The organism is Vibrio diabolicus, from assembly GCF_011801455.1.
Taxonomy (GTDB): Bacteria; Pseudomonadota; Gammaproteobacteria; order Enterobacterales; family Vibrionaceae; genus Vibrio; species Vibrio diabolicus.
Genome location: NZ_CP042451.1, coordinates 1,491,454 through 1,514,530, shown reverse-complemented (window position 1 = coordinate 1,514,530; position 23,077 = coordinate 1,491,454). Strand labels below are relative to the sequence as shown.

At 45.1% G+C, this 23,077-nt stretch carries 26 protein-coding genes; 12 read left to right on the top strand and 14 right to left on the bottom strand.

Annotated elements, in window-relative coordinates; all coding sequences use genetic code 11:
- Window position 1: 1 nt before the first annotated feature.
- Genes vopB through sctW form a run of 11 tightly spaced genes read right to left on the bottom strand, consistent with a single transcriptional unit; the run spans window position 2 to window position 8,649 of the window.
- Window positions 2-1,201, bottom strand: a complete 1,200-nt coding sequence (gene vopB, locus FR741_RS07515) for a type III secretion system translocon subunit VopB (RefSeq protein ID WP_167426539.1) — start codon at window positions 1,199-1,201, stop codon at window positions 2-4.
- Window positions 1,202-1,208: 7 nt separating this feature from the next.
- Window positions 1,209-1,694: a SycD/LcrH family type III secretion system chaperone VcrH gene (gene vcrH / locus FR741_RS07510; protein WP_005377258.1), complete on the bottom strand. Its 486-nt coding sequence runs from the start codon at window positions 1,692-1,694 to the stop codon at window positions 1,209-1,211.
- A 12-nt stretch (window positions 1,695-1,706) separates the two neighbouring features.
- Complete coding sequence (locus tag FR741_RS07505) at window positions 1,707-3,530, bottom strand: virulence-associated V antigen (protein ID WP_167426538.1); 1,824 nt, start codon at window positions 3,528-3,530, stop codon at window positions 1,707-1,709.
- 10 nt (window positions 3,531-3,540) lie between these two features.
- Window positions 3,541-3,825, bottom strand: a complete 285-nt coding sequence (locus tag FR741_RS07500; protein WP_005395092.1) for an LcrG family type III secretion system chaperone — start codon at window positions 3,823-3,825, stop codon at window positions 3,541-3,543.
- Window positions 3,826-3,885: 60 nt separating this feature from the next.
- A complete protein-coding gene (locus FR741_RS07495; protein WP_047009808.1) occupies window positions 3,886-4,299 on the bottom strand; it encodes an LcrR family type III secretion system chaperone in 414 nt (137 codons plus the stop codon).
- Window positions 4,299-6,425 carry a SctV family type III secretion system export apparatus subunit VcrD gene (gene vcrD / locus FR741_RS07490; RefSeq protein ID WP_269819755.1) on the bottom strand — a complete coding sequence of 709 codons (2,127 nt, stop codon included), beginning with the start codon at window positions 6,423-6,425 and terminating at the stop codon, window positions 4,299-4,301. The genes FR741_RS07495 and vcrD overlap by 1 nt, the downstream gene beginning before the upstream one ends.
- On the bottom strand, window positions 6,409-6,750 hold the full coding sequence (vscY, locus tag FR741_RS07485) for a type III secretion system chaperone VscY (protein WP_167426536.1): 342 nt from the start codon (window positions 6,748-6,750) through the stop codon (window positions 6,409-6,411). Before vscY ends, vcrD begins: the two co-directional genes overlap by 17 nt.
- A 5-nt stretch (window positions 6,751-6,755) precedes the next feature.
- Window positions 6,756-7,133 (bottom strand): type III secretion system protein VscX, encoded by a 378-nt coding sequence (vscX, locus tag FR741_RS07480; protein ID WP_005377246.1) that lies wholly within the window; start codon window positions 7,131-7,133, stop codon window positions 6,756-6,758.
- A complete protein-coding gene (gene sycN / locus FR741_RS07475) occupies window positions 7,130-7,504 on the bottom strand; it encodes a type III secretion chaperone SycN (protein WP_012841776.1) in 375 nt (124 codons plus the stop codon). Before sycN ends, vscX begins: the two co-directional genes overlap by 4 nt.
- Window positions 7,491-7,775, bottom strand: a complete 285-nt coding sequence (locus FR741_RS07470) for a TyeA family type III secretion system gatekeeper subunit (RefSeq protein WP_085344780.1) — start codon at window positions 7,773-7,775, stop codon at window positions 7,491-7,493. Before FR741_RS07470 ends, sycN begins: the two co-directional genes overlap by 14 nt.
- The gene (gene sctW, locus FR741_RS07465; RefSeq protein WP_005395115.1) at window positions 7,756-8,649 is read right to left on the bottom strand and encodes a type III secretion system gatekeeper subunit SctW; all 894 of its coding nucleotides are present in this window, start codon (window positions 8,647-8,649) and stop codon (window positions 7,756-7,758) included. The genes FR741_RS07470 and sctW overlap by 20 nt, the downstream gene beginning before the upstream one ends.
- A gap of 185 nt (window positions 8,650-8,834) precedes the next feature.
- Between sctW and vscN the strand changes: the two genes are divergently transcribed.
- From vscN to FR741_RS07420, 9 genes are all read left to right on the top strand, one after another.
- Window positions 8,835-10,157, top strand: coding sequence for a SctN family type III secretion system ATPase VscN (vscN, locus tag FR741_RS07460; protein ID WP_167426535.1), 1,323 nt, complete (start codon window positions 8,835-8,837; stop codon window positions 10,155-10,157).
- Complete coding sequence (locus FR741_RS07455; RefSeq protein WP_152814918.1) at window positions 10,154-10,615, top strand: type III secretion protein; 462 nt, start codon at window positions 10,154-10,156, stop codon at window positions 10,613-10,615. The genes vscN and FR741_RS07455 overlap by 4 nt, the downstream gene beginning before the upstream one ends.
- A 9-nt stretch (window positions 10,616-10,624) precedes the next feature.
- The gene (locus tag FR741_RS07450; protein ID WP_167426534.1) at window positions 10,625-11,773 is read left to right on the top strand and encodes a type III secretion system needle length determinant; all 1,149 of its coding nucleotides are present in this window, start codon (window positions 10,625-10,627) and stop codon (window positions 11,771-11,773) included.
- On the top strand, window positions 11,770-12,738 hold the full coding sequence (gene sctQ / locus FR741_RS07445; protein WP_046874924.1) for a type III secretion system cytoplasmic ring protein SctQ: 969 nt from the start codon (window positions 11,770-11,772) through the stop codon (window positions 12,736-12,738). The genes FR741_RS07450 and sctQ overlap by 4 nt, the downstream gene beginning before the upstream one ends.
- Window positions 12,735-13,385 (top strand): SctR family type III secretion system export apparatus subunit VscR, encoded by a 651-nt coding sequence (vscR, locus tag FR741_RS07440; RefSeq protein WP_005377232.1) that lies wholly within the window; start codon window positions 12,735-12,737, stop codon window positions 13,383-13,385. Before sctQ ends, vscR begins: the two co-directional genes overlap by 4 nt.
- Window positions 13,386-13,398: 13 nt before the next feature.
- Window positions 13,399-13,665: a SctS family type III secretion system export apparatus subunit VscS gene (gene vscS, locus FR741_RS07435; protein ID WP_152814910.1), complete on the top strand. Its 267-nt coding sequence runs from the start codon at window positions 13,399-13,401 to the stop codon at window positions 13,663-13,665.
- Window positions 13,662-14,447, top strand: a complete 786-nt coding sequence (sctT, locus tag FR741_RS07430) for a type III secretion system export apparatus subunit SctT (protein ID WP_167426533.1) — start codon at window positions 13,662-13,664, stop codon at window positions 14,445-14,447. The genes vscS and sctT overlap by 4 nt, the downstream gene beginning before the upstream one ends.
- Window positions 14,448-14,462: 15 nt before the next feature.
- Entirely contained in the window at window positions 14,463-15,518 is a 1,056-nt protein-coding gene (gene vscU, locus FR741_RS07425; RefSeq protein WP_167426532.1) for a SctU family type III secretion system export apparatus subunit VscU, read from the top strand.
- 284 nt (window positions 15,519-15,802) lie between these two features.
- Window positions 15,803-16,405 carry a TetR/AcrR family transcriptional regulator gene (locus tag FR741_RS07420; RefSeq protein ID WP_150918788.1) on the top strand — a complete coding sequence of 201 codons (603 nt, stop codon included), beginning with the start codon at window positions 15,803-15,805 and terminating at the stop codon, window positions 16,403-16,405.
- Window positions 16,406-16,456: 51 nt separating this feature from the next.
- Here the strand turns inward: FR741_RS07420 and FR741_RS07415 are convergent, their stop codons facing one another.
- Window positions 16,457-17,989: an MFS transporter gene (locus FR741_RS07415; RefSeq protein WP_167426531.1), complete on the bottom strand. Its 1,533-nt coding sequence runs from the start codon at window positions 17,987-17,989 to the stop codon at window positions 16,457-16,459.
- 5 nt (window positions 17,990-17,994) lie between these two features.
- Window positions 17,995-19,008 carry an HlyD family secretion protein gene (locus FR741_RS07410; RefSeq protein WP_104974067.1) on the bottom strand — a complete coding sequence of 338 codons (1,014 nt, stop codon included), beginning with the start codon at window positions 19,006-19,008 and terminating at the stop codon, window positions 17,995-17,997.
- A 447-nt stretch (window positions 19,009-19,455) separates the two neighbouring features.
- Here FR741_RS07410 and FR741_RS07405 point away from each other — a divergent pair, with 447 nt between their 5' ends.
- The 3 genes from FR741_RS07405 to FR741_RS07395 all read left to right on the top strand — a co-directional run bounded on the left by FR741_RS07405 (window position 19,456) and on the right by FR741_RS07395 (window position 21,516).
- A complete protein-coding gene (locus FR741_RS07405) occupies window positions 19,456-19,908 on the top strand; it encodes a MarR family winged helix-turn-helix transcriptional regulator (RefSeq protein ID WP_005395130.1) in 453 nt (150 codons plus the stop codon).
- Window positions 19,909-19,971: 63 nt separating this feature from the next.
- The gene (locus FR741_RS07400; protein WP_150918792.1) at window positions 19,972-20,715 is read left to right on the top strand and encodes an SDR family NAD(P)-dependent oxidoreductase; all 744 of its coding nucleotides are present in this window, start codon (window positions 19,972-19,974) and stop codon (window positions 20,713-20,715) included.
- Window positions 20,716-21,312: 597 nt separating this feature from the next.
- Window positions 21,313-21,516 (top strand): hypothetical protein, encoded by a 204-nt coding sequence (locus tag FR741_RS07395; protein ID WP_005395134.1) that lies wholly within the window; start codon window positions 21,313-21,315, stop codon window positions 21,514-21,516.
- Window positions 21,517-21,591: 75 nt separating this feature from the next.
- On the opposite strand, the gene FR741_RS07390 is transcribed toward FR741_RS07395, so the two are convergent.
- The gene (locus tag FR741_RS07390) at window positions 21,592-23,070 is read right to left on the bottom strand and encodes a CesT family type III secretion system chaperone (protein WP_167426530.1); all 1,479 of its coding nucleotides are present in this window, start codon (window positions 23,068-23,070) and stop codon (window positions 21,592-21,594) included.
- Window positions 23,071-23,077: the final 7 nt, after the last annotated feature.

Sequence of the window (23,077 nt, the reverse complement as noted above, 5' to 3'; positions counted from 1 at the left end):
CTTATACCGTTGCAGGACGGCTTAACACCGTTTGCATGGTTTCACTTTTCGCTTGGATCATTTGCATGATGACGCTCATCAGCTCTTGGAAATCTTCCATCAACTTGCCAATTTCTTCTTTAAGCTTGTCGATGACGGCCTGGCTTAAGGTCATTTTGGCGCGAAGGTCTGTGATATCAGCCTGAATTTCTGTCACGTGAGCATTGTTAGCTGCGTGGACACTGTCCGTTGCGCCTTTACCCACGTTGACGGCAAGATCGACGGTTTCTGCGCCATAACGAATCGCTTTCGCTGTTGTTGTCGCAGCTTTTGTGCCCATATCCGCCACTTTCGCCATGTTTGCAGCGGCTTTCGTAGCGATTTCTGTGACCTTTTGAGCTACCTTACCAGCACCTTTTGCTGCAAGTTTCGCGATACCGCCAGCTGCTGCACCACCAAACGTCACAACAGCTCCAATAACCGCGACGGCGATTTCTAGTGCCATTACGACTTTGTTTAGCACATCGACATTTACGCCCGCTTCTTTTAGCGCATCTTGAACGGCTGGCTCTTGCAGCGCCATGCTCACTGCTCCCATGACGCCACCAGCGATCATAAGAGCACCAGCTGCTGCACCAACACCCGTTGCCACCATTACGGCACCAACAACAATAGAAACCACCGCACTGATCCAACCAAAGATCTTCGCTGCTAAGCCTGATTTTTGGGCTTCTTTTGCAGCGGCTTCCGATTCTTTGATTTTGTCTTGGTTTTCCACCATCTCTTTTTCGTGCTTAGCTTTTGCGACCTTCACTTCCTGAATTTTCAGCTCGTTTTGAGCACTTTTCAGTTTATCCGTGATAGCAGCAAGCTCTACTTCAAAATCATCAGCAGAACCTGCGATGATTTTGACTGCAATCGAACCTGTTTGGTCTGCAACTGCATGGAGAGATTTTGCAATGGTATCGACGATCTTTTGCAGCTGTGCCATGGCTTTTAGCGTCAAATCATTCACTTTGTCGCTAACAGCTGCGTTAGGTGCATCTAACTGAACTTTCACTTTTCCAGTGTTCAGTACATCTGCATCTTTACTCTTCACGTTTTCTACCGTCACAGAAGGCGTCGCTGCAGACGCCGTTTTCTGCACGTTATCTAACGTGGTTTGGCCAGATTCAGGGCTATAAACCTGTGTCTGGATGCGGTCAAGTGCAATAGAACTCATAGTCTAATTACTCCTTTTTATTTCTCACCGCTTCTAACATGATGCCTGCACGCTCATGCAAATCTGCATATTGTGATTTTCCGGCAGACATCTCCTTCGCGCTATAAAACCCACTCTCTGCTTCTGTCAGTTGTTCCAGTTTCAGGTGACATTCAGCAGAGTGAAAAGGTGGGCGTGGATCATTTACGTCCACTAGCGCTGCGTAGCTGTAGGCGTCTATTGCCTGCAGATACTCACCCAACTCCTGACGAGCCGCGCCAAGGCCAATGAAAAATCGCGCCTGATAATGATCAAGCATGCTGAGTAATTGAAATACTTTCGCTGCTTGCTCAATCTTTCCCGATTGGAAAAAGTTGTAACCTACGGCATAAATATGTTCGATGGTGTCCTGAGACACATCGTGCAACATTTTTAGCGTGCCTCCCTCTTCCAGAAAAGACAGCAGCTCTTCTGCTTGCATTTGGGATGGATCGGTCGCGTTTGTTTTAGTCATGGTTGGTTATCCTTAAATGGCTCGTAGGATTTCTTGTAAAATACTGTGGTACTTCTGAACAAACTTGTTCATTGCTTCAACGGTCGAGTTGTATTGAGAACTGGTGTCGTTCAGCTCAGTGGTTTTGATTTGCACTTCATCGTTAAGCAACTTGGATTTAGCACTGACAGAACTAGAAAAATTAGACAGTTTTTTCGACTTCTCTTCGTCTTGGTACGACGCACCATCACCGATAGTAATACCTTGTTTTTGAAGGAAGTCTCGATGGTTTGTTATCTTATTATCCGTCAAATACTTGTACTCAGGTGAAGCTTCGAAATCCGTTTGATTGCTGTAGTTAAAGTCACTCGCTTTGAAGTTACTTTCTGGATCTCCCGGTTTATAAACTCCATCAACACTTTGCGTAGAGTGAATTTTCGACTGAACAACACCAAAGATTTTTAGTTGCACGGTTAAATCTTGCAGTGCTTCCTTTTGCTCGTTACGTTTTTCTAAGCGATTTACGCGACGCTCGTTTAAGGCAAACAGCACGCGCTCATCAAAGCGATCACCAATACTAGATTCAACGACAGCCAGCAAATCACGAGCCGTCAAAGAGTGCTCTGCTCTCACCTCGCGATCCGCTTTCTCTTTATCGGTGATATTGAGTAGACGCTCTTTCAATGCCCCTAAGTTCTTGCGCAATGCCTCATACCGCTCGGTAAACGAAGCCCCGGTAGATTCACCTTTTACTATTTTTTCAAACTGTAATCGGATGTCTCGTTCGGTGTTTTCTTTGATTAAATTAACTTGAGCTGCCGTTATTTGTGTCTTTTGGACATCGGCTATCGCGCTATCTTGGTAAAAGTTGTCGATTTCTATCTTTGTTAAACTCACGGCGAAGTTGGCGAACAAGCCAGAAAGCGTCAAAGGTTCGGTTCCACCAATGACAGTGTTAAGTGCCGCTTTAAGATTTTTCGTTCCAGCCGCATCCCCATAAGCTGCGCTATATTGGCCTTTCACTTGAACGGCCATTTCATCTAACGCTTCTTTAAGCTGCTGTTTAGAAATACCAGGAGTCCAGGTAATTCTGTTAGCTAGCGCACTTGCGTCATCGGTGCTTAAAGTAATACCGATGCCTTGAAAACTACTTTTTAATTGAGCTGAGACTTGAAGAGCGAAACTCTCTTTAGTCAACAGGAAATCCGAGCTCTTCAGTTGCGCGAGATTAACGGAACCTAAGCTACTAAAGGCATTGCGAAGAAAAGAAATAGAAGCATCTCTCACTTCACGGAAGCCCATTTGATTAGCAAGCTCTGCAACAAAAAGAGAAATTTCTTTGGTGGCATTAGCCAGTTTTGTCTCGGATAGGTTGGCGATCTGCTCCGCTTGGTTACTCTGAGTCCCCAAATTAAATTGACTAACAAACTCAGTAGATAACGAGCTATCTACGTTTTCCGTCAGTAACTTACTAAACCAAGCTTGAAACTGATTTGATAGCGTTTGGTTTGTTTGAGCATTGAACTCGGCTGCGGTTAATTCGCCATCTGAGTTAGCACTTTGTAGCGACTTTATCCAAACAGATGCGGTGTCGGTCAATGATATACCAGCAAACGCGTTATTTTTCGCGTTTAGGTTTTCAAGTGTATCAACATAAAGCGCGATGCTTTGTGATTCCGTTTGTCCCGAGATAGTTGGCAATGAAGAAATTAGAGAGGCAAGTTGCTGAGTCTCTGCTTCACCCAGTACAGGGGTAAATGCCTCTATCAAGTTTTGTTGGAAAGTGGGTAATGGTGCACTACTCGCAGCTGTGTCTGTTGCTCCTGTCGTAGAGCCAGTCGTTTTCATATTCGTCATTTCCAAACCTCTAAATCATCATGCCGCGCATCACTGTGGGACGCTTTCTGCGTTTACCTGACGTACCTTGTAGCTGATTTTGTTGTTGCCGGCGGCGCTGGACTTCGTCTATTAGCTCTTGCTCTGCACGTTTCATGGTATCTACTGGCGCTTTTATGCCGCCAAGTAAAACATCACCCGCAACAGGACCAACACCTAAGCCTTCCAATAGCTCGTTAAAAATATCGGTTCTGTCTTCAGCTTTTCTAATGGCAAGCTCAGCGTTCTCAATCGCATCGGTAAACGGTTGCTTCATCTTGATTCCTATCTTAAAGCGGGTCATCTCATCGGTGCTGTCAGTAACAGTCGTGAGTTTTTACTTTTTCAACTTTTTCAAAGGTCTATAATCTGCTAGGCGTAAACAGTACCAGTCGTCTAGCTCATCATGGCTTGCACCGCATGCTTTTAGATAGAACTGTGCTAATCGCTGGCTGCTCATGTTGCTACCACGTAACACATCAACGTTTCCGCGAATGACCCAATCGGAGGGATAAAGTTGAATGGCATGTTCAGCCAAGAGAAATAAGCCGGCAAAGGGGTTACTCAACCCCAATTTTGGACGAACGCGTTTCAGAAGAACGATGATGATTTCTCCGTCCTCCACCCGAAAAACGAGCTCTAAACCCTCTACTTCAATTCGATAACCAAGTTGAATTTCACTTTTTTGCCAAAAGTATGGCGTCACTTCGATCCCCGCTTGCGCGAGCGAGAGCATTAGTTTTGTTTTCATTACATCCCCACCCTTCCAAGTGGCTGAATATTGATTTGCTGAGTTAATTCTTGAAATGACAAAACGGGCAGATCGTAGTACTCCGATTCAATAAGCTTTCGCACATATCGGCGTACATCCATAGACACAACTAACACAGGCTTATTCGGCATGCGGCTTAAATCACCAATGGTCTGTTTCACATCACTCACAAATTGTTGAGTTACTGACGGGTCTAACGCCAAGTAGCTCCCTGCAGAGGTTTGACGAATACCGCTGCGTATTGTGTCTTCGAGACTTTGATCTAATAAGTAAGCGGGCAACATGTTTTGTCCGCTCGCGTATTTGTAGCAAATGTAACGTTTTAAGCTGGAACGAATGTACTCCGTCAGCTGTACAACATCTTTCTCTTTTTGGCCCCACTCAACCATGGCTTCCAAGATCACGCGAAGGTTTCGGATGGAAATATCTTCAGAAACCAAGCGTTGCAAGATTTCCGTCATTTTTTGTAACGGGACAATGCGCTGGGCCTCTTTAACTAGCTCCGAATAACTGCCTTCCATCTGCTCCAATAGATAACGCGTCTCCTGAATACCAATAAAGTCTTGTGCGTACTCCTTGAGAACATGAGACAAGTGGTACGTTAAAATTCTGTCGGGTGTGAGAAAGCCGACATGGCTAGTCGTGAGTTTTTGCTCGTAACTTTGTGCCACCCAAATGCTAGAAATACCGGGTAGAAAATCTTCATCTTGCTCATAAGGCACGCCTAATAAGTCGATCTGCTCATTCCCTTCTGTCACCAAGAGTTGGTCTTTTACAATTCGTCCTCGTGCAACCGGAACTTCTTGTAACTGAATTAAATATTCGTCATTTTGCATCCCCTCGTTAAAACGCAGGTGGATACCCGGGAAAGGCACGCCGAGGTCGAGATATAGTGCGCGCCTCACCCTTGCTAGCTCTTCATTCAATGCGACCGCTTCCAAGCTTTCCTGAAGGCTCGCGTCAAGATCAATTAAGAGCGGGACCGTCATGGCGAACTCTTCTTGCTCACCTAATTTGCCTTTACTGTTTCTAGATGGGGTTGGTTTGCTTGGCTTCGCTGCTGGTGAACCCGCCCCTTGCGAAACAAAGCTTGATAAGTCGGTACTATCTGATTCAGCCTGTTTTTTCTGTTGATAGAAAAGGAAGAAACCACCACCACCAACCACTGTGGCCAAGACCAGAAAAGTAATTTTTGGAAAACCAGGAATCAGTGCGAACAGCACCAAAAGCACACCGCCAATAAGAAGCGCACGTGGCTGAGCAATGACCTGCCCACCAATGTCCGAACCAAGATCAGAAGAGTCTTCATGAGAAACACGCGTCACGATAATACCGGCCGTAATCGCGATAAACAGAGCCGGAATTTGCGACACCAAACCATCGCCAACGGTCAAAATCGCAAACAACTCAAGCGCTTCAGAAGCACTCATGCCTTTTTGCGTTACCCCGATCGTGACGCCACCTAAGATGTTGACCACAATGATGACCAAACCAGCAATGGAGTCGCCTTTAACGAACTTCATCGCGCCATCCATCGAGCCATACATTTGGCTTTCTTTTTCAATCAGTGATCGTCGGTGCCGTGCTTCGTGTACGTCAATCACCCCAGCGCGCATGTCACCGTCAATACTCATCTGCTTACCAGGCATCGCATCAAGTGAGAATCGCGCACTAACTTCTGCAACCCTCTCCGAGCCTTTGGTGATCACCATAAACTGAACAATGGTAATGATCAGGAACACAACGATACCGACCACTAAGTTACCGCCCACAACGAAGTTACCGAAGGTATAAACGATTTGACCAGCATCGCCTTGCAGCAAGATCAAACGGGTTGTCGTGATGGATAAAGACAAACGAAACAATGTCGTGATCAGTAGCACCGCAGGAAATGCAGAGAACTCAAGCGGCGTAGTGATGTAAATCGCTAACATAAGCAGCACCACCGCAATGCTCATGTTGGTGCCAATCAGCACATCCACCAGCGCGGTAGGCAGTGGCAATATCATCATAAAGACGATCGCGAGCAACATCACAGCAAGCATAATGTCTTTACGTTGCCCTACCTTGTTTAAAATATCGATCAACTTATTCATGTGATTCACTATTTAAAGATTGCAGATAGCGTCGGTGCGCTTGGCGTGCCCCATCGACGTCATTTTGTTTCCAACGAGCTTGGCTTAAGCAAAACCAGAGTCCTGCCGAATCAGGTTTAAGGTCGGATTTTAATAAGTGCTCACATACCTCAACAGCACGCTCATATCGACCACTTTGTAAACACGCCACTGCGAGCGTTTGCATCGCCTCTTTGTGTTGCGGGTCTATCTCTAAAACCGCATCGAGAATAGAGATAGCATGCTCTGGCTTTTGGTATTGAACTTGTAGTGCAGCGTGAACAAGCAACAGTTCAATGTCTTTGGATCTCAACATGTTGGTTAGACCTGGATAAGAAGATTGAGCGCCATGGTGAGGTAGCGCTGATCCAGTTGCGTGCTTTGTAACGTTTCGGATGCTTTGATAAAAGAAGCGGAGCCTGAATCCTGTGCAAGAACTTGCAACTGAGCCAACGTTTCATCGAACTGTTGGCGGTACTTTTCTGGACGCAACAATTCTGAGTGCAACAATTTTGGCTTGGTTAACGCGATTAGGTATTGGTCTGAAGGCCTGAGGTCATAGAGCTTCTCTAAGTGCGTAGCGACCGCCTGTCCATCAGGAAGTAATTGAAACCGTTCGGGGAAATCGGCCTTAACCTCACTATGCGTAACATGCGTGAAGGCTTCTATGCCTACGTTTAAAGTGCTTACTCGAGTCATGAGGTTGCCACATCGTTATGTAGACGAACCAAAAGCGTAAACGCTTGTTCTAAAGTCGGAAGCGTGACCTCTTCTCCGTTTAACCTCGCAGAAAAAACCAAAGTTTGCTCATCTAACAAACCAGTTTTAATTTCGAAAGGCCAGCCTTGATCGGCATGACACAAACTGAGTGCGCTTTGAATGATGTCACTGGTTTGATGCCAAGATAACGCTTGAGACAACATCAAGAATAGCTGCTCCCCGTGTCGCTCAATATGTAGTGTACCGCTTTGCTCAAAATCCAGCTGCACCCGTCCAGCTGATGAGAAATCGACGGCATCGAGCCCCATTCCTCGGCAAAATTCATTGACGGATGCATCAATCCAACTCATCTTCCCACGCTTCCTCTTCTTCTATATCAATGGCTTCGTCTAGCGCCTTTTGTACCGCTTGTATTAAATTCTGTCGTTGTTCTTCATCGGCGAATACATCAATAGGGATCGCGCGAACTAACTTGTGGAACTCTCGAAAAAAATCGATTTTTTGTTGTACCGCCGTCAATTCCATTGCGTTGGAGACTTTCCAAATCTCATCACTGCTTACCCATCGCTGCTCTACCAACGCAATCACATCAGCCATCAAATTAGAAACTTGATAAGCCATAACTCGTCCTTTCCGGTTTAAACATTTGGAACAACTGACTCACGCGATCTTGCAACGTATTCAGAGTTTTGAGTTTTTGCATATCGGACATCAACCACTGCAACTTAACCGAGTCGATACTGCTGCCTTGAACACTAAGATCTGCACTCATGCCTTGCAGCATAAACTCAACAGCGGTCGATACCTCCTGTTCACCAAAGCGCGCCACTACGTCTTGATAAGCAGCGCCGAGCCCTTGATAGCTATGAACGGTATCGCGATAGAAACCGCGCAGCTGATGTAATGAGCTAAACTCTTGCTCTTGGCTGTACTCATCAGCAAAGTTTGAGACGCGAATTTCCGTATCAATTTGAGCCCAAGAATCTGGGTTTTGCTCGATTCTCAGAATCGCTTGATCAATCAGCGCTAGTAGATGTTTACTTTCTGGGCTCGCACTCAAAAACTTTTTAACGGCTTTTAACGCAAGGTATTGATGGCTTTTCTCCTCTGAAAATCCATTCAAATAAGCTTGCAATTGAGCGATGGTCGAGATATTTCCTCCCGCCATTTTTGCAGCCAGATCTTTGATCTTTTGGTTCTTTTCAAGATCAGGGACTTTTCGCAGATAGTCAGAAACGAGTTCGTGCGCTTCATTAACTCGAACGCCACTGTCTTTTACTTTACGCTTGGTCAAATCTTTTTCTGCTTTTTCGGAACCGAGTGAAGTGAGCTCTTCCATCGCATCAAAAAGTGATTGTGTGGCATTGTGAACACGGACCGTTTCACCGCGGTAATTGCCTTTTCGTGAAGCGTCGGTACGAGACGATTCCAACCCGTTTTGGATAGACGCATCAAACTTTGGGTTTGTTGCGATATGATTGTTGATAATACTCATTCACTTGCACTCCTTCCGTACAATACAGGCGAATTATAGGAAGTGCGCTTTCTCGAAGCTGTCAAAATCAGACGTGTTTTTTTAGTGCGTTTTCAGTTTTCTAAAAACTCCCGACTGATATTCACTATAAATACCCCCTCATCCTTTCTATCCTCCCAACATCAATCATTGCGCATATTTTTACCTTGAACGATTTCTCATACATCACTGATATCCAACAATCTGCGATCAGGCAAACTCGTCTGATCCAAATTCGCGGGCGCGTTACGCAAGTAACCGGCACCATCATCAAGGCCGTTGTCCCCGGCGTTCGTGTTGGTGAGCTGTGTGAGTTGCGTAATCCTGATCAAACTCTGTCTTTATTAGCGGAAGTCGTTGGCTTTCAACAGCATCACGCTCTGCTCACACCGTTAGGAAATATGTTTGGGATTTCCTCAAATACAGAAGTTAGCCCAATGGGAAAAATGCATGAGGTCGGCGTTGGCGATCACCTATTAGGTACAACGCTTGACGGGCTTGGGCGTCCTTTCGATGGTACGCAAAGTCAGGAACCAAGTGCTTGGTATCCGGTTTATCGCGATGCACCGCCACCAATGCAACGTAAACTGATTAAAAAGCCAATCTCTCTTGGGGTTCGATCCATTGATGGACTACTGACCTGTGGTGAAGGTCAGCGCATGGGCATTTTTGCAGCGGCGGGCGGTGGTAAAAGTACCCTACTGGCAAAACTGATTCGATCCGCAGACGTCGACGTGACCGTTCTCGCCTTGATTGGTGAACGCGGACGCGAAGTACGAGAGTTTATTGAGCATGACTTGGGCGAAGAAGGAATGGCCAAATCGGTTTTAGTGGTCGCGACATCCGATCGCCCGGCCATGGAACGTGCCAAAGCCGCTTTTGTTGCCACTTCTATTGCGGAATATTTTCGTGACCAAGGTAAACGCGTGTTACTGCTGATGGATTCTGTAACGCGTTTCGCCCGCGCACAGAGAGAAATTGGCCTAGCCGCAGGTGAGCCACCAACACGACGCGGCTATCCGCCTTCCGTTTTTGCCGCTTTGCCAAAGCTGATGGAACGAGCCGGCCAATCTGACAAAGGGTCAATTACAGCGCTGTACACCGTGTTGGTTGAAGGCGACGACATGACAGAACCTGTCGCCGATGAAACTCGCTCCATTTTAGATGGGCACATCATTCTCTCGCGCAAACTTGCGGCAATGAACCATTATCCCGCCATTGATGTACTCCGATCAGCAAGCCGCGTGATGAATCAAATCGTTGAACCTGATCATCAGGCGTCTGCTGCTCACCTTCGCGAAATGTTAGCCAAGTACGAAGAAGTTGAGCTACTGATAAAAATTGGCGAGTACCAGCATGGGGCAGATAGCCGAGCAGATATGGCGATTGCACAAAGTGATGATATACGCGCCTTTTTACGTCAAGGAACGCATGAGCCAAGTGATCTTGATGGTGCTATCGCTCAACTAAAAGGGATGGCGAACCAATGATCGAACGGTTATTAGAAATCAAACAAATTCGAGCTGAACGTGCGGATAAAGCCGTTAAGCGCCAAGAATACCGAGTATCAAATTCGGCAGCACAGGTTCAAAAGGCCGAACGTTCCGTCGAGGACTATCACGTTTGGCGTCAGGAAGAAGAAGAACGACGTTTTGCCAAAGCAAAGCAACAAACACTCGTTCTCAAAGAGTTGGAAACATTGAGACAAGAAATCGCGTTGTTGAGAGAGCGAGAAGCCGAGCTTAAACAGCGCGTTGCCGAAGCAAAAAAAGCGCTTGAGCACGAACGCTCGGTACTTAAAGAAAAACAAAAAGAGGCACGGCAAGCCCATAAAACCAAAGAAAAATTCGTTCAGTTGCAACAACAAGAACTCGCGGAACAGTCGCGAGAAAGACAATACCAAGAAGAACTCGAACAAGAAGAGTTTCGCACTGTCGATATTATCTAAAGGTTCATTATGCGCATTACTCCAACAGAAGAAACACCGAATACGCTGTACAAATCAACGCCAGAAAAAAAGCCCCTGGAACGAGAGGTTGAGCTTCAATCACAGTTCGAGCGTGCAATGACGGAGAAACCTAGCAAGGAAGAAGAATCTACCGTTGCGAGCAAAAAAGACACTCAGAGCAGAGACGAGAGCCTTCCGTTAAGACATGAAGCATCTCAAAGCCTAGACAAACAATCGAAACTTTCTAACCAAGAAGCCAGCACTTATAGAAATACCGCTACATTAAAAGGAAAAAGTGACGTCGTCACAAAGGAAGGCGTAGAGAAACCACAAGACGACGCAACAAATAGCGAAGAACGCCTGATTGAAAACAGTAAATTGCATGAGAAAGATAAGAAACTTGAGATCGATCAGGCTCCAAACTCATCCTCGATTGAGCGCGTTGGCCCCCATTCTCAAGCACAAGCTTCTCTCGACGGTTCTCTCCCTAAAAAGGCCGTAGGGAAATCGCTCGCTCAAGATGCAATTAACCATGCTAACTTCACGACGAAACAAACCGAAACGACACACAATAAGCGTGCAACTCAGCGACTACAAGACACAGGCAAACTAACAGACAAAACCGATAGTCGTTCTGAAACTAAATCGCTTGAGAAAATCGAGACGAAAAGCGCAACACTGTCCGGTAAAGCGGATGACGAAAAAGCAGATCCTCAACACCTTGCGAGCGCGGCAACGCAAGGCGATGTCATTTTAAAGAGTGTCGCTTCACAGGCTCAGCCGGCCCCTGTACGAGAAGTAAACACGTTACTCCAACAATTGGTGGACAAAATCTATGTTTCGCTGCCAACCGCATCGGACAACAAAGAGGTTCGACTGTTTCTGAGTGAAGGACAATTAAAAGGTGGCGAAATCCACATCAAGTTGGACGCGCAAGGTTATAGCGTGACGATTCGACAAGAGCATGCCCTTTCCATTATTAGCCAGCAAGCTAGACAAGATCTTGCCGAACGCCTAAACCGATTTGGCGGTGATCAGCCACTTCGTCTAGCGATCAGCGAACAAACTCAACAGCTCGATCAACAACAACATGAACAACAACACTCACGCCAGAAACGTAGCGTGTATGAAGAATGGCAAGCGGAGAATGACCTATGACGCCGTTAACGATACCCAAAGTCGATTCAGACAGTATTGCGCTCAGTAATCAACTTTGTGCAAAGCAATGCCATTTCCAAGGGGCTGATGGTCAGAGCGTATCGATTACTGTTTCTCAAATCCCTTCATTTGAAGGATTCCGTTTAACCACGTTGATTGGAGGGCAAACGATCCAAGTGGATTTTTGTCGTGCGCAACTCCAGAAATGGCTTGAGTCTACTCTGAATGCCACTGCATTCGAGTCACTGCCCAACTCGCTCCAGTTAGCACTTTTGAGTTCTCAGATTGAACCGCATAGTGAGGCATTCAAAGCACTATTTGGTCAGTTGCCCATTCTTAGCCAGTTACAACCGTTAGAGTCGAGCCAAGTTCAAGAGCATACCTTGATGTTAACCCTCAATAAACCTAACGGCTCTCTTTGTTTGTGGGTTAGCGAAGGAGCAAACGTGCTGTTGGATGCACTACCAAACAGCGCTGCTCTTCAGGCGCGACATCTCGCTTTACCTGTGTGGTTAAGCCTTGGAAAGACCCATTTAATGTTAAGCGAATTTAATTCGCTCGAACTGGGAGATGTGATCTTTTTTGACGATTGTTATATCGCCCAACAACAAGCCATTTTTCAAGTATCTAACCAGAATCTCTGGCGCTGCCAACTGGATGACCAAATTCTTCACATTATTGAAAAAGAAACCAATATGAATGACGTAAACACTTCAGAAATGTTAACCGACCACCAGCAACTGCCCGTGGAACTCACGTTTGATATCGGCCATCAAACCATCACTCTAGAACAGCTTAACCAGCTTCAGCCTGGGTACGTATTCGAGCTAAACCAACCTGTATCTAAGCCGGTAACATTGCGTGCCAACGGCAAAATCGTCGGTGAGTGTGAACTGGTTAATGTTAATGAGCATTTAGGTGTGCGCGTACTGGAACTGTTTGGTGGCACGCAGGAGCCAGCATGATCCAGTTACCTGACGAGCTCAATCTCATTGTCAGCTTAGCACTGCTGGCACTGATCCCATTTATCGCGATGATGGCGACGTCGTTTGTAAAACTCGCCGTTGTATTCTCACTGCTGCGTAACGCTCTCGGTGTACAGCAAATTCCACCGAACATGGCGCTGTACGGATTGGCGATCATTTTGTCTATTTTCATCATGGCTCCCGTCGGGTTTGAAACCTACGACTACGTAAAGCAGCATGATATCTCCCTCGAAGATTCTGCAAGTGTAGAAGGCCTCATTGAAAGCGGTTTACAGCCTTATCGAGAGTTTTTGAAAAAACATATTCGGGAAACCGAAGCCATATTCTTTACCGATGCTGCGCGCACATTATGGCCTCAAAAGTACGTGGACCGTTTAGAGTCAGATAGCTTGTTGCTGTTGCTGCCAGCGTTTACGGTCAGTGAGCTTACCCGTGCTTTTGAAATTGGCTTTCTATTGTACTTACCGTTCATCGCTATCGACCTAATTGTATCGAATATCTTGCTCGCCATGGGCATGATGATGGTATCGCCAATGACGATTTCCCTCCCCTTCAAATTGTTACTCTTTGTCTTGCTTGACGGCTGGACGAAACTCACTCACGGCTTAGTGCTGAGTTACGGTTAATCACGGAGAAAGTATGCATTCTGCAGAAATCATTCATTTCACGACTCAAGCATTAACCCTAGTTTTGTACTTGTCGTTACCGCCGATTTTAGTCGCAGCGTTGGTTGGTACATTGGTGTCGCTTATTCAGGCGTTAACTCAGGTCCAAGAACAAACGTTGGGGTTTGTGGTCAAGCTTATCGCGGTCATTATTACGCTGTTCATCACAACACAGTGGTTAGGGGCAGAGCTCCACGCCTTCGCCTCGCTTGCTATGGATAAAATTCCTCAAATACGATGAGCTATCACGACTTACACCAGGCCTTATTTTTGTACAGCCTGACGTTGCCTCGGTTAATGGCATGCTTCATCTTTTTGCCTATTTTGAGCAAGCAAATGCTAGGCGGCACCATGGTGAGAAATGGTGTGCTTTGCTCACTCGCACTGTTTATATTTCCGATGATTAATCAGCAAAGCTTGCCCGCAGAAACCGACGGTATTTGGCTGATAGTGATTTTGGGTAAGGAGGTATTAATTGGGCTATTGATCGGGTTTGTTGCTGCTATCCCCTTTTGGGCAATAGAAGCGGCTGGCTTTCTGGTCGACAACCAACGTGGTGCTGCCATGGCAAGTATGTTTAACCCAACGCTAGGCTCGCAATCGACGCCAACCGCAGTGTTGCTGACCCAAACGTTGATTACCCTGTTCTTCTCTGGTGGGGGCTTTGTCACTTTTATCTATGCGTTATTCAAAAGCTACACATCTTGGCCGGTCGTGGACTTTTTCCCAACCGTTAGTGATGCATGGGTGAGCTTCTTCTACGCACAATTTGAACAGCTTATGTGGCTTGGTGTGCTGATGTCTGCCCCATTAGTGTTGGCAATGTTTCTTGCTGAGTTTGGTCTGGCTCTTATCAGTCGTTTTGCACCGCAATTGAATGTTTTTTTCCTTGCCATGCCAATAAAAAGTGCCATCGCAAGTGTTTTACTGATCGTGTATCTCGGGTTAATGATGGATCACTTTGAAGTACAGTTTTACGGAATTACCCGATTCGCAGAACAACTCAATACCATTTGGCAATAACGCTTAGGATTCTTTATGAGCGCAGAAAAAACAGAGCAACCCACCGCAAAAAAGTTACGCGATGCCAGGCAGAAAGGTCAGGTAGCCAAAAGCCAAGAAATCGTATCGTCTGCATTAATTTTAGCGCTCATAATTGTACTGTTTGCGTTCGCAGATTCTTACATGTCGCACATCTCAGCGCTTATTCTCCTACCAAGTAAGCTTGCTTATCAGGGCTTCCAAGATGCGCTAGTCGATGTCGCTATTGCCATCGCAAAAGAAATTGCCTATCTACTCGCCCCGATTATTCTGGTTGCTGCACTCGTCGCCATCTTTTCCAATATGGGGCAGTTCGGCTTTCTATTTAGTGGTGAATCCGTTAAACCCGACATCAAAAAGATCAATCCCGTCGAAGGTGCCAAACGCATTTTTTCGCTTAAGAGTGTGATTGAGTTTATCAAGTCGATCCTTAAAGTCTCTCTTCTTTCCTGCATTATTTGGGTGACCTTACGCGGTAACATCAACGCTTTGATGCAAATTCCAACTTGCGGGCTAGAATGTGTCCCGACCATTACTGGCGTCATGATTAAACAATTAATGATTATCTCTTCGGTAGGTTTCATCGTCATCGCTGCAGCTGATTTTGCGTACCAAAAATTTGACCACACGAAGAAACTCAAAATGAGCAAGGACGAAGTGAAACGCGAATACAAAGAGATGGAAGGCAGCCCTGAAATCAAAAGTAAACGCCGTCAGTTGCACCAAGAGCTACAAGCCTCCAATCAACGCGAAAACGTTAAACGTTCTAATGTATTGGTTACAAACCCAACGCATATCGCGGTTGGTCTTTATTACAAGAAAGGCGAAACGCCCCTGCCCGTCATCACCTTGATGGAAACCGATGCGGTAGCCAAACGTATGATCGCAATCGCTAAAGAGGAAGGCGTTCCTGTGATGCAAAAAGTCCCTCTTGCTCGCGCACTATACGCGGACGGCAACGTCGACCAGTACATCCCAAGTGATCTTATTGAAGCAACCGCCGAAGTGCTTCGTTGGTTGGCATCATTGGAGTCGGATAAGGCGCTGAACTAACATGATTTCGAGAGTAAAGGCTATCGTACGAAGAACGGTTATCACTTTTCTATACGTAATGATATTTTTAAATATGTCACCCTTCGCTATAGGTTTCAGCATATCGAATTTGCCTACTTTTGCTTGTCTCAATGAAGCACTTGGTTCATGAAAAGTCGTGTTTACTAACGTCAATAGTGGTACTGTACTGGACAGTTTTACTTTCACCTCTAAACCACCTAAAGCTCGGTAATAAACCACGCCAGCCACAACAAAGGTGGATTTTTGCTTGGGTTGATTTATTTATGCGCATATCTACCGAAAAGAAACGAACTCGAATCATCAAAGTTGCCACTGACCTTTTTATAAAACAAGGTTACAAAGACACATCACTCGATCAAATCGTCGCGATTTGTGGAGGCTCAAAGCAGACGTTATATCGCTATTTTTCGAACAAAGAAGGGTTATTTGTTGAAGTTTTAGCATACAATACCAAAACCAGCTTAGAGTCCGTCTTCCAGCTTGCCGACAAGCAATCGGAGCCTTTACAAGAAACATTGAATGACTTCGCCAAGAAGTACCTAAAAGGTGTATGCTCCAATCCTATGCTATCACTTTATCGGATCGTTTCGGCTGACTTCAACAAACATGATTCCGTACCAAATCAATTCTGGCAGACAGGGCCGCATCGCATTCATCAATACCTCATCGACTTTTTAAAGAGTGAAACTGTCAGCTCACAACTCGATGTTGAAAATGCCGACCTCGCTTGTGAGCAACTACTCGCATTAATTAAACTTGATTACCAGAACATGGCACTAATTGGCTTCGACTTTCCGACAGATGAAGAGTTAGATGCACATACGAAAAAAGCGGTCACCGCCTTCCTAAATCTATACCAAAAGTAAACTCACTGAATATAAAAGGGAGCATCATCGCTCCCTTGTTGTTTCTATGGCTTAGTGAATCTCTCGCTTCGCCGCCAGTTTTTTACCGATTATTAAGATTGGCGCGAGAGCAAAGACCGAGATAATAAACATCAATAATGAATTACTCAGTGCGAGAGTGGTCGCCTGTTCTTTGACAACAGAACTAATTTGGCTCATTCCTAATGCCGAATTTGGCAAGTGTCCATGAGTCAGAATCGTACTGCTCAACGCATTTTTATAAGCACCAAAAGCATGATTCACATCATCTAGCGTTCGGCCAATCTCTCCAGCAGCTTGTGCACTATGGCTTTGCATTACCCGAGAGAACACGGCACCAGCGATCACACCACCAATGGTACGAAAGAGGTAGAAATTGGCGATGCCTTCTAAGCGCTGCCCGACATTGAAGTACATCAATACTGCAATGGTCACAGACACATTCAATAAGCCGACACCAAACCCTCGCAACATCATCGGAACGGGCAAAGATTCCGTACCAGCAAAGCTAGGTAACTGACTAAACTTATGTACCGAAAGTATAATCATCACCACACCAAACGGGACGACTGCATCCGCTAATGGCCGGCGGAAGTAATACACCAGCACGCTGACTAACATACCACCTAGCATGGCATAAAATGCCGGTAGTTGGGCATATCCAGCATTAAGGTTGTTGTACTGCAACGCCATTTTCAAAAAGCTAGTAAACAACACATTGCTCGCCATAACAGCAAAACCTGCCAAAAAAGCGTTGTACATAAAAACATTAGTTTTCAACTTACTATGCAGCTGTATTGATGCTGTATTTAAAGGACTGGTTTTCACAAAGTAATACACCACTAATAAAGTCAGAGCCGCGGCTATCGAAGAGGCTTTAACAAACCATTCCGAGTCAAACCAGTTGTAATAACTGCCTCTCATCAATAGAAATACAACGAGGCTTATTGTCAGGGCAAAAACTAAATAAAACCAACAGCCAGATTTGGGTTCGTCCTCGATTTGAATCGACTTAGGATTGTAGATGCATGCAATTACCAAGGCAGAGAAGTACAGCCAAGCCGACACGACACACAACAGTGACCAATCAAAGATTTCGACAATATTGGCCACTACCCAAGGGTAAGCGCCGATCGGTAGCAAGGTTGAAAATACTAGCGTTAAAGCAATAATGGCAGGTAGCCAACGCTGTTCAAAGAAGTGGAGCAAGTAAAGGTTTAATACCACCATTAACATGCTCATAAAAAAGCCACTCGAGAGCCAAGTCAGAGTGAACACCAGTTCTTGCTGTCCGCCCCAGTAAAGTACAAGATTGCTCGCTAGACCTACCAATAAAATGGCATGTAAGAGAATTAACGTACCCAATCTACGCACCAATATTGGTGTGAATATAAAACCTAATACCTGGGTAATCATAAAGCCGACTTTAACCAGAGCAACTTCATCGACAGATAAGCCTGACGTTGCCGCCATCTCATACGATAACTCGGTAAACATCACGGAGTTAATACCAAAAGCAGCAATCGCAAAAAGCGTCAAAATCAGCAGCGGTGAACGTTTTTCCATTGCAGTTAACCTTGTGCCGCGGTCTCGATCGTTACTTCTGCAGACAACCCCGGATAGACTCGTTGACTCAACTCTTGAGGGATCTCTAGCTCAATACGTACTGGTACACGTTGTACTACTTTTACGAAATTGCCTGTCGCATTTTGAGGTGGCAATAAACTAAACTGTGCACCAGTCGCCGGGGTTATCGAAGAAACACGGCCATGCAATGGATGGTTTGGAAACATATCCAATACCACTTCAACCTCTTGCCCAGGCACAACGTTCTCAAGTTGTGTTTCTTTAAAGTTTGCCTCTATCCAAACATAATCTGGCACCATCACGATGAGCCCCATTCCTGGTTGTACAAACTTGCCGACTTGCACTTGTCTATCTGCCACATAGCCATCGAATGGTGCACGCACCGTGGTTCTTTCCAGTGAAATATTAGCCAGTCGTAAGTTTGCTTCTGCTTTTTTACGCTGTGCTGTCAGTTGCAACTTCTCAGTCATCAATGTGTCGAGCTGTTTTTGCTCAGCAGCTAAGCCCAATTTAGCGGTTTCAAGATTACTGCTTGCTTCAATAGATCGCGTTTTTTGTGCTTCAAACTGATTTTTGCTCACAGATTGCTTTTGTACCAAACGAGAAAGACGTTGAAACTCCGCCGCTTGGTGTTCGGCATTTGCACTCGCGCGGCGAATACCTTGCTTCGCCTGCTCAATTTTCATTAACTGCATATCCGTTTTGATTTGATTTGCAGTAAGCTCAGATTTCGCAACATCTAGTGCTGCTCGAGCAATTTCTTGGTTGGCAATAAAGTCTTCATCATCAATGACAAACAAAGGAGTTCCTTCTCTTACCCACTGGTTATCTTTGACAAAGATTTCGCTTACTTGCCCCCCAACCTCAGGTGAAATGGCCGTAACGTCTGAATGAACATATGCGTTATCCGTCATTACAGTATTCGGCTGGTATAAGGCACAGCCAGCAGCAAATAACGAACCAACAACAAGCGACAAGGCGATAACTTTCTTCTTCATGTTTGAAACCCATTTTATGATTTTCACAAACTGTACTGTACCGTACAGTTTTAGTAAAGGCACATTTGATCATTGCCAATCAAAAAGATCAATCTCATTGATTTATCATGAACTTCTTGAGAAAAGTGTTTCGAATGAAAAGAATTAAAATCTAACCATTTGTAATGTAAACAAAAAACACATTTAAACTGAATAAGTAAAGAGAGGATTGCAACTCCCCCTACCTTTATTGAAGCTTGCTCCCCAACTCGGCGCATCCGTCGCAAACATTTGACTGGCCGAAGTTTTCGAAGTTACCTCACCAATTTTCATTAGCACCTCAATCTGACACATCAACCCAACGATAAGCACAAGCTAGTAGCATTTTCTTCAAACGAATTTGACATCGCCCAATATAGTTGTGTATACAACCATATTGTTCGTTCATGTTATTTGGTGAAATTCTCCATGTCCCAATACAACCATCATCAGTCTCTCGGTCACCTTACGGGGCTTGCTAGTCGTCTGTTTAACCGATTACTCACTACCCGTTTCAAAGATGCTGGTATTGATATGACAGCAGAACAATGGGGTGTCGTGTTGCTGTTGCGAAACAACGGTGCTCTTTCTCAGAGTCAGATTTGTGAACTGTTGTACTTAGAAAAATCGAGCGTCAGTCGCTCAATTGATGGGCTTGAAAAGCGCGGTTGGACAGAGAGGAAACCTTCGCCAACGGATAGTCGAAGTAAGTTAGTCGTGCTAACAGAAAAATCTTTAGACACCGTTGATACATGTGCAAATATCGCTTCGCTAGTACTGCAAGAAGCCCAACAGAACCTTGCTGATGCCGACCTAGATAACAGCAAACAGCAACTTTCTAGCGTGGTAGCGAACTTACGCAAGCTTAACGGACAAATTTAACTTATCAGCGTACGTTGCGACAGAAGCTGGTTTAACAGTCAGGCTCAACCTTGGAGAAATACGATGACAAAACGCAATGCTTTAATTACAGGTGGCGCTCGCGGAATTGGTGCAGCAACAGCAAAAGCACTCGCTGCAGATGGTTACCGAGTTTTTATCAACTACGTAAATAGTGCTGCGGTCGCGGAAGCGTTAGCTCAGGAAATTCAAAACGCCGGTGGTGAGGCGTACACTTTAAAAGCTGACGTTCGTGATGACGCACAAATACAAGGGATGTTCGACAGCATAGCAAATGAACATGGTGGCGTTGATGTTCTTGTCTCAAACGCAAACATGAGCTTTACCGCTAAACCTTTCACTGAGCAGTCGTGGGAAGAGTTTGCACAAAAGCTAAATGACGAAATGCACGCTGCATATCAAACGGCAAAATTGGCGGTAGAAAACATGAAAGCCAACCAGTTTGGTCGCTTAATTTTTATCTCTAGCACCTTATCAGAAGCTCCTGCACCAAGCTTTATTGCTCATGGTAGTGCAAAAGGTGCACTTGATAGCTTTAGTAAATACCTCGCTCAAGAACTTGGTCCTTTCGGGATTACGTCTAATGTCGTTGCTCCGGGCCTTGTAGAAACAGACGCAACAAAAGGTGCTCCTGAAGAGTTTAAAGAAACCATTCGAATGTTCACACCAACGCAGAAAATTGCCACACCTGAAGACGTAGCAAACACCGTGAGCTACTTGGCAAGTGAAAAAAGCGGACATATCACGGGCACATACAATCCAGTATGTGGCGGCGCCTACCTACCATAGCGCCAAGTGTGCTAGGCACAAATACAAAGGCATGTACGCATGCCTTTGTATCTTTAGGTATTGCTTTGCAACGCGCAAGCTTCCTTCATGGGCAGTTTTGTCTGAAGAAAAATAGAAAGTCCTATCTATTTCTTATAATCTGTGTATAGTGAGCTCAGCTCCTAACCGTGAGCTATTGATGAAATATTTAGTTCGAGTCTCTTCTTAGTTTTCTTTAGAGTCATTTCGTTACTCAACTCCTGTAGCAACTTATTCTTTATCTTCCATTAAATAGCCTCAGTTTTGATTTAAATACGAACGAGAGTTAGCTCTCTTAGCATGGTTATCACAACGCGCTGTCTTTACATCGATAGGTTTATAAGGAATTTAACCTTATAAAAACAATCAGTAAGCGTCAAAATAAGACATAACGCCGCATAGCCACTTCGTGTATATATCATCACTATTTAGGAATAGTCATTAGCGGTGAAATATATTAATCAGCGCGATGACAATGGAATATTTAGACTTAATTTAAACCATTTTGACTTCGTTATTCCTATAAAAGTAGAGGTTAATTAGATTGACCTTTAATAAACACGCTCTAGAGGAATAAAAATGAGAAAAAAACGAGATAGCTTTCAAAAAAAGAATAAAAAAAGCAATTATGAAGATAAGTTTGAGTTGATGGTAAAAGAATACCACAGCGCAAAAGAAGTATTAGACGCAATGCCAGAAGGTTCGGCTGACTACGACAAGCAGAAAAAGCACTGTGAATCTCTATTTGCTAATGCCGAGCGCTTTTTTAAGCGAAATCAGTAGGCCAATTTAACGCCTAAATAAACACCCAGCAAAACACCATATACGGTAAGGGAGCAGATGCTCCCTTACTTTCAATTAAACCCAACCTTCCGCTAAGTACATCAGTCGCAATTGACTTGGTGAGCCCAGTTTATCTAATGCATCCAACTGAGCGTCACTCAGGTTTGGGCATTTATCAAGGTATACTCGTCCATTTTCTGCATCAAGTGGCAGTTTGTAAGTCAGCTTTTCATTGATTTGACTCGCCTCACCTTTATCGATCGCTCGAACTGCAGGCATGAGCCAATCCCAATCTTCGCCCAATAGCTTTTTAAACGCACTATGAGCAGTTGCCTCAGTTTTACTTGGCGCATCTTCTGGACTTAGCTTCAAGATAGAATCAACGTCAGGGACTAAGTGTTCACTTGGCTCTGAGCCCAACATCTTTTTCAACGTTAAGCGAGCATCTTCCATCTCTTGTGCTTCTTTAGGCGCTTGAGGTGATGTCATCGCCGTGTTCTCTTTAGGACCAAGGTACGCCATCAATGCGCGTACAGAAGCTGGATCTTGCATACTGAAGGTAAAGTCTCCTTTGGCATTAGAAACTTCAAGCCTTGGTAAAACACCAGACATCTCACCTTGCATGAGTTGCTCTTTGACTTCTGTATTTAGTCCGTATGCTCCAGCTTGGTTCGCAACAAAACCACCACCACTGATGATGCCAGTCGTGGCAGCCGAACCAATGGCTTCTTTTGCTATCGGCGTAACACCCGCTGTCGCTACAGAGCTCACACCAAAAGTACCCAAGCTCCCTGTCGCCATGCCCAATGTTGCCCCAACTGCACCTTCAGCTGATAACATTGCATGACCTTGAGCCAATGTTTGTTGCATCGGCATAGAGAGACGTTGGTCTCGCCCTGGAAGCTGCGAAATTTGCTCCAGCTGATGGTGGTAAGCTTCAGCATCGCCATTGACTGCCGCTTTGTGCAGCTCACGTCCTGTTGAAATTAATAGCCCTACGCCAGGCAAAGCTAGGTTGATGACAGCATTAACGCCAGAACCTTTCAGTTTTTCTTTGCCCATCTGTAACAGTTCGGCACCAAAACCATCCATTTTCCCCGGGTACTGAGCCTCTAAACTCACCTGCATACGCGGATCTTTGCTGATCGCGTCAAACGTATTTTTAAGCTGCTGGTACGTATCGCTGCTCACCTTGACTTCATCCAACAAGCTGACAACTTCTAAGATTTTGCGCTCAGTAAGCGGCTCACCGCGATAACCAGAAGGGCTAACTAATGAGTAAGCTAGCAAGGCAACCTCAGGCTTTTCTTGTTTAAGTAGCGCCTGTTTCAAATCAAGGTGAGTTTTGATGTTTTCTTGGAAAAACTTAGTGTATTTGCTTCTCAACACGCCTTCGTGGATAGAAGCAAACTTGTGACCTTTATGGAACGTTGAAGGTTCTTTTACCTCACCTCTTTTACTGATCACTCGGTCATCTTTTTGCGCAGCGACTGCACGAAACTGTTCTAGATCAGGTACTGGACTTTGGCTGATTTTTTGCGTTGTATTGACCATTTTTCTC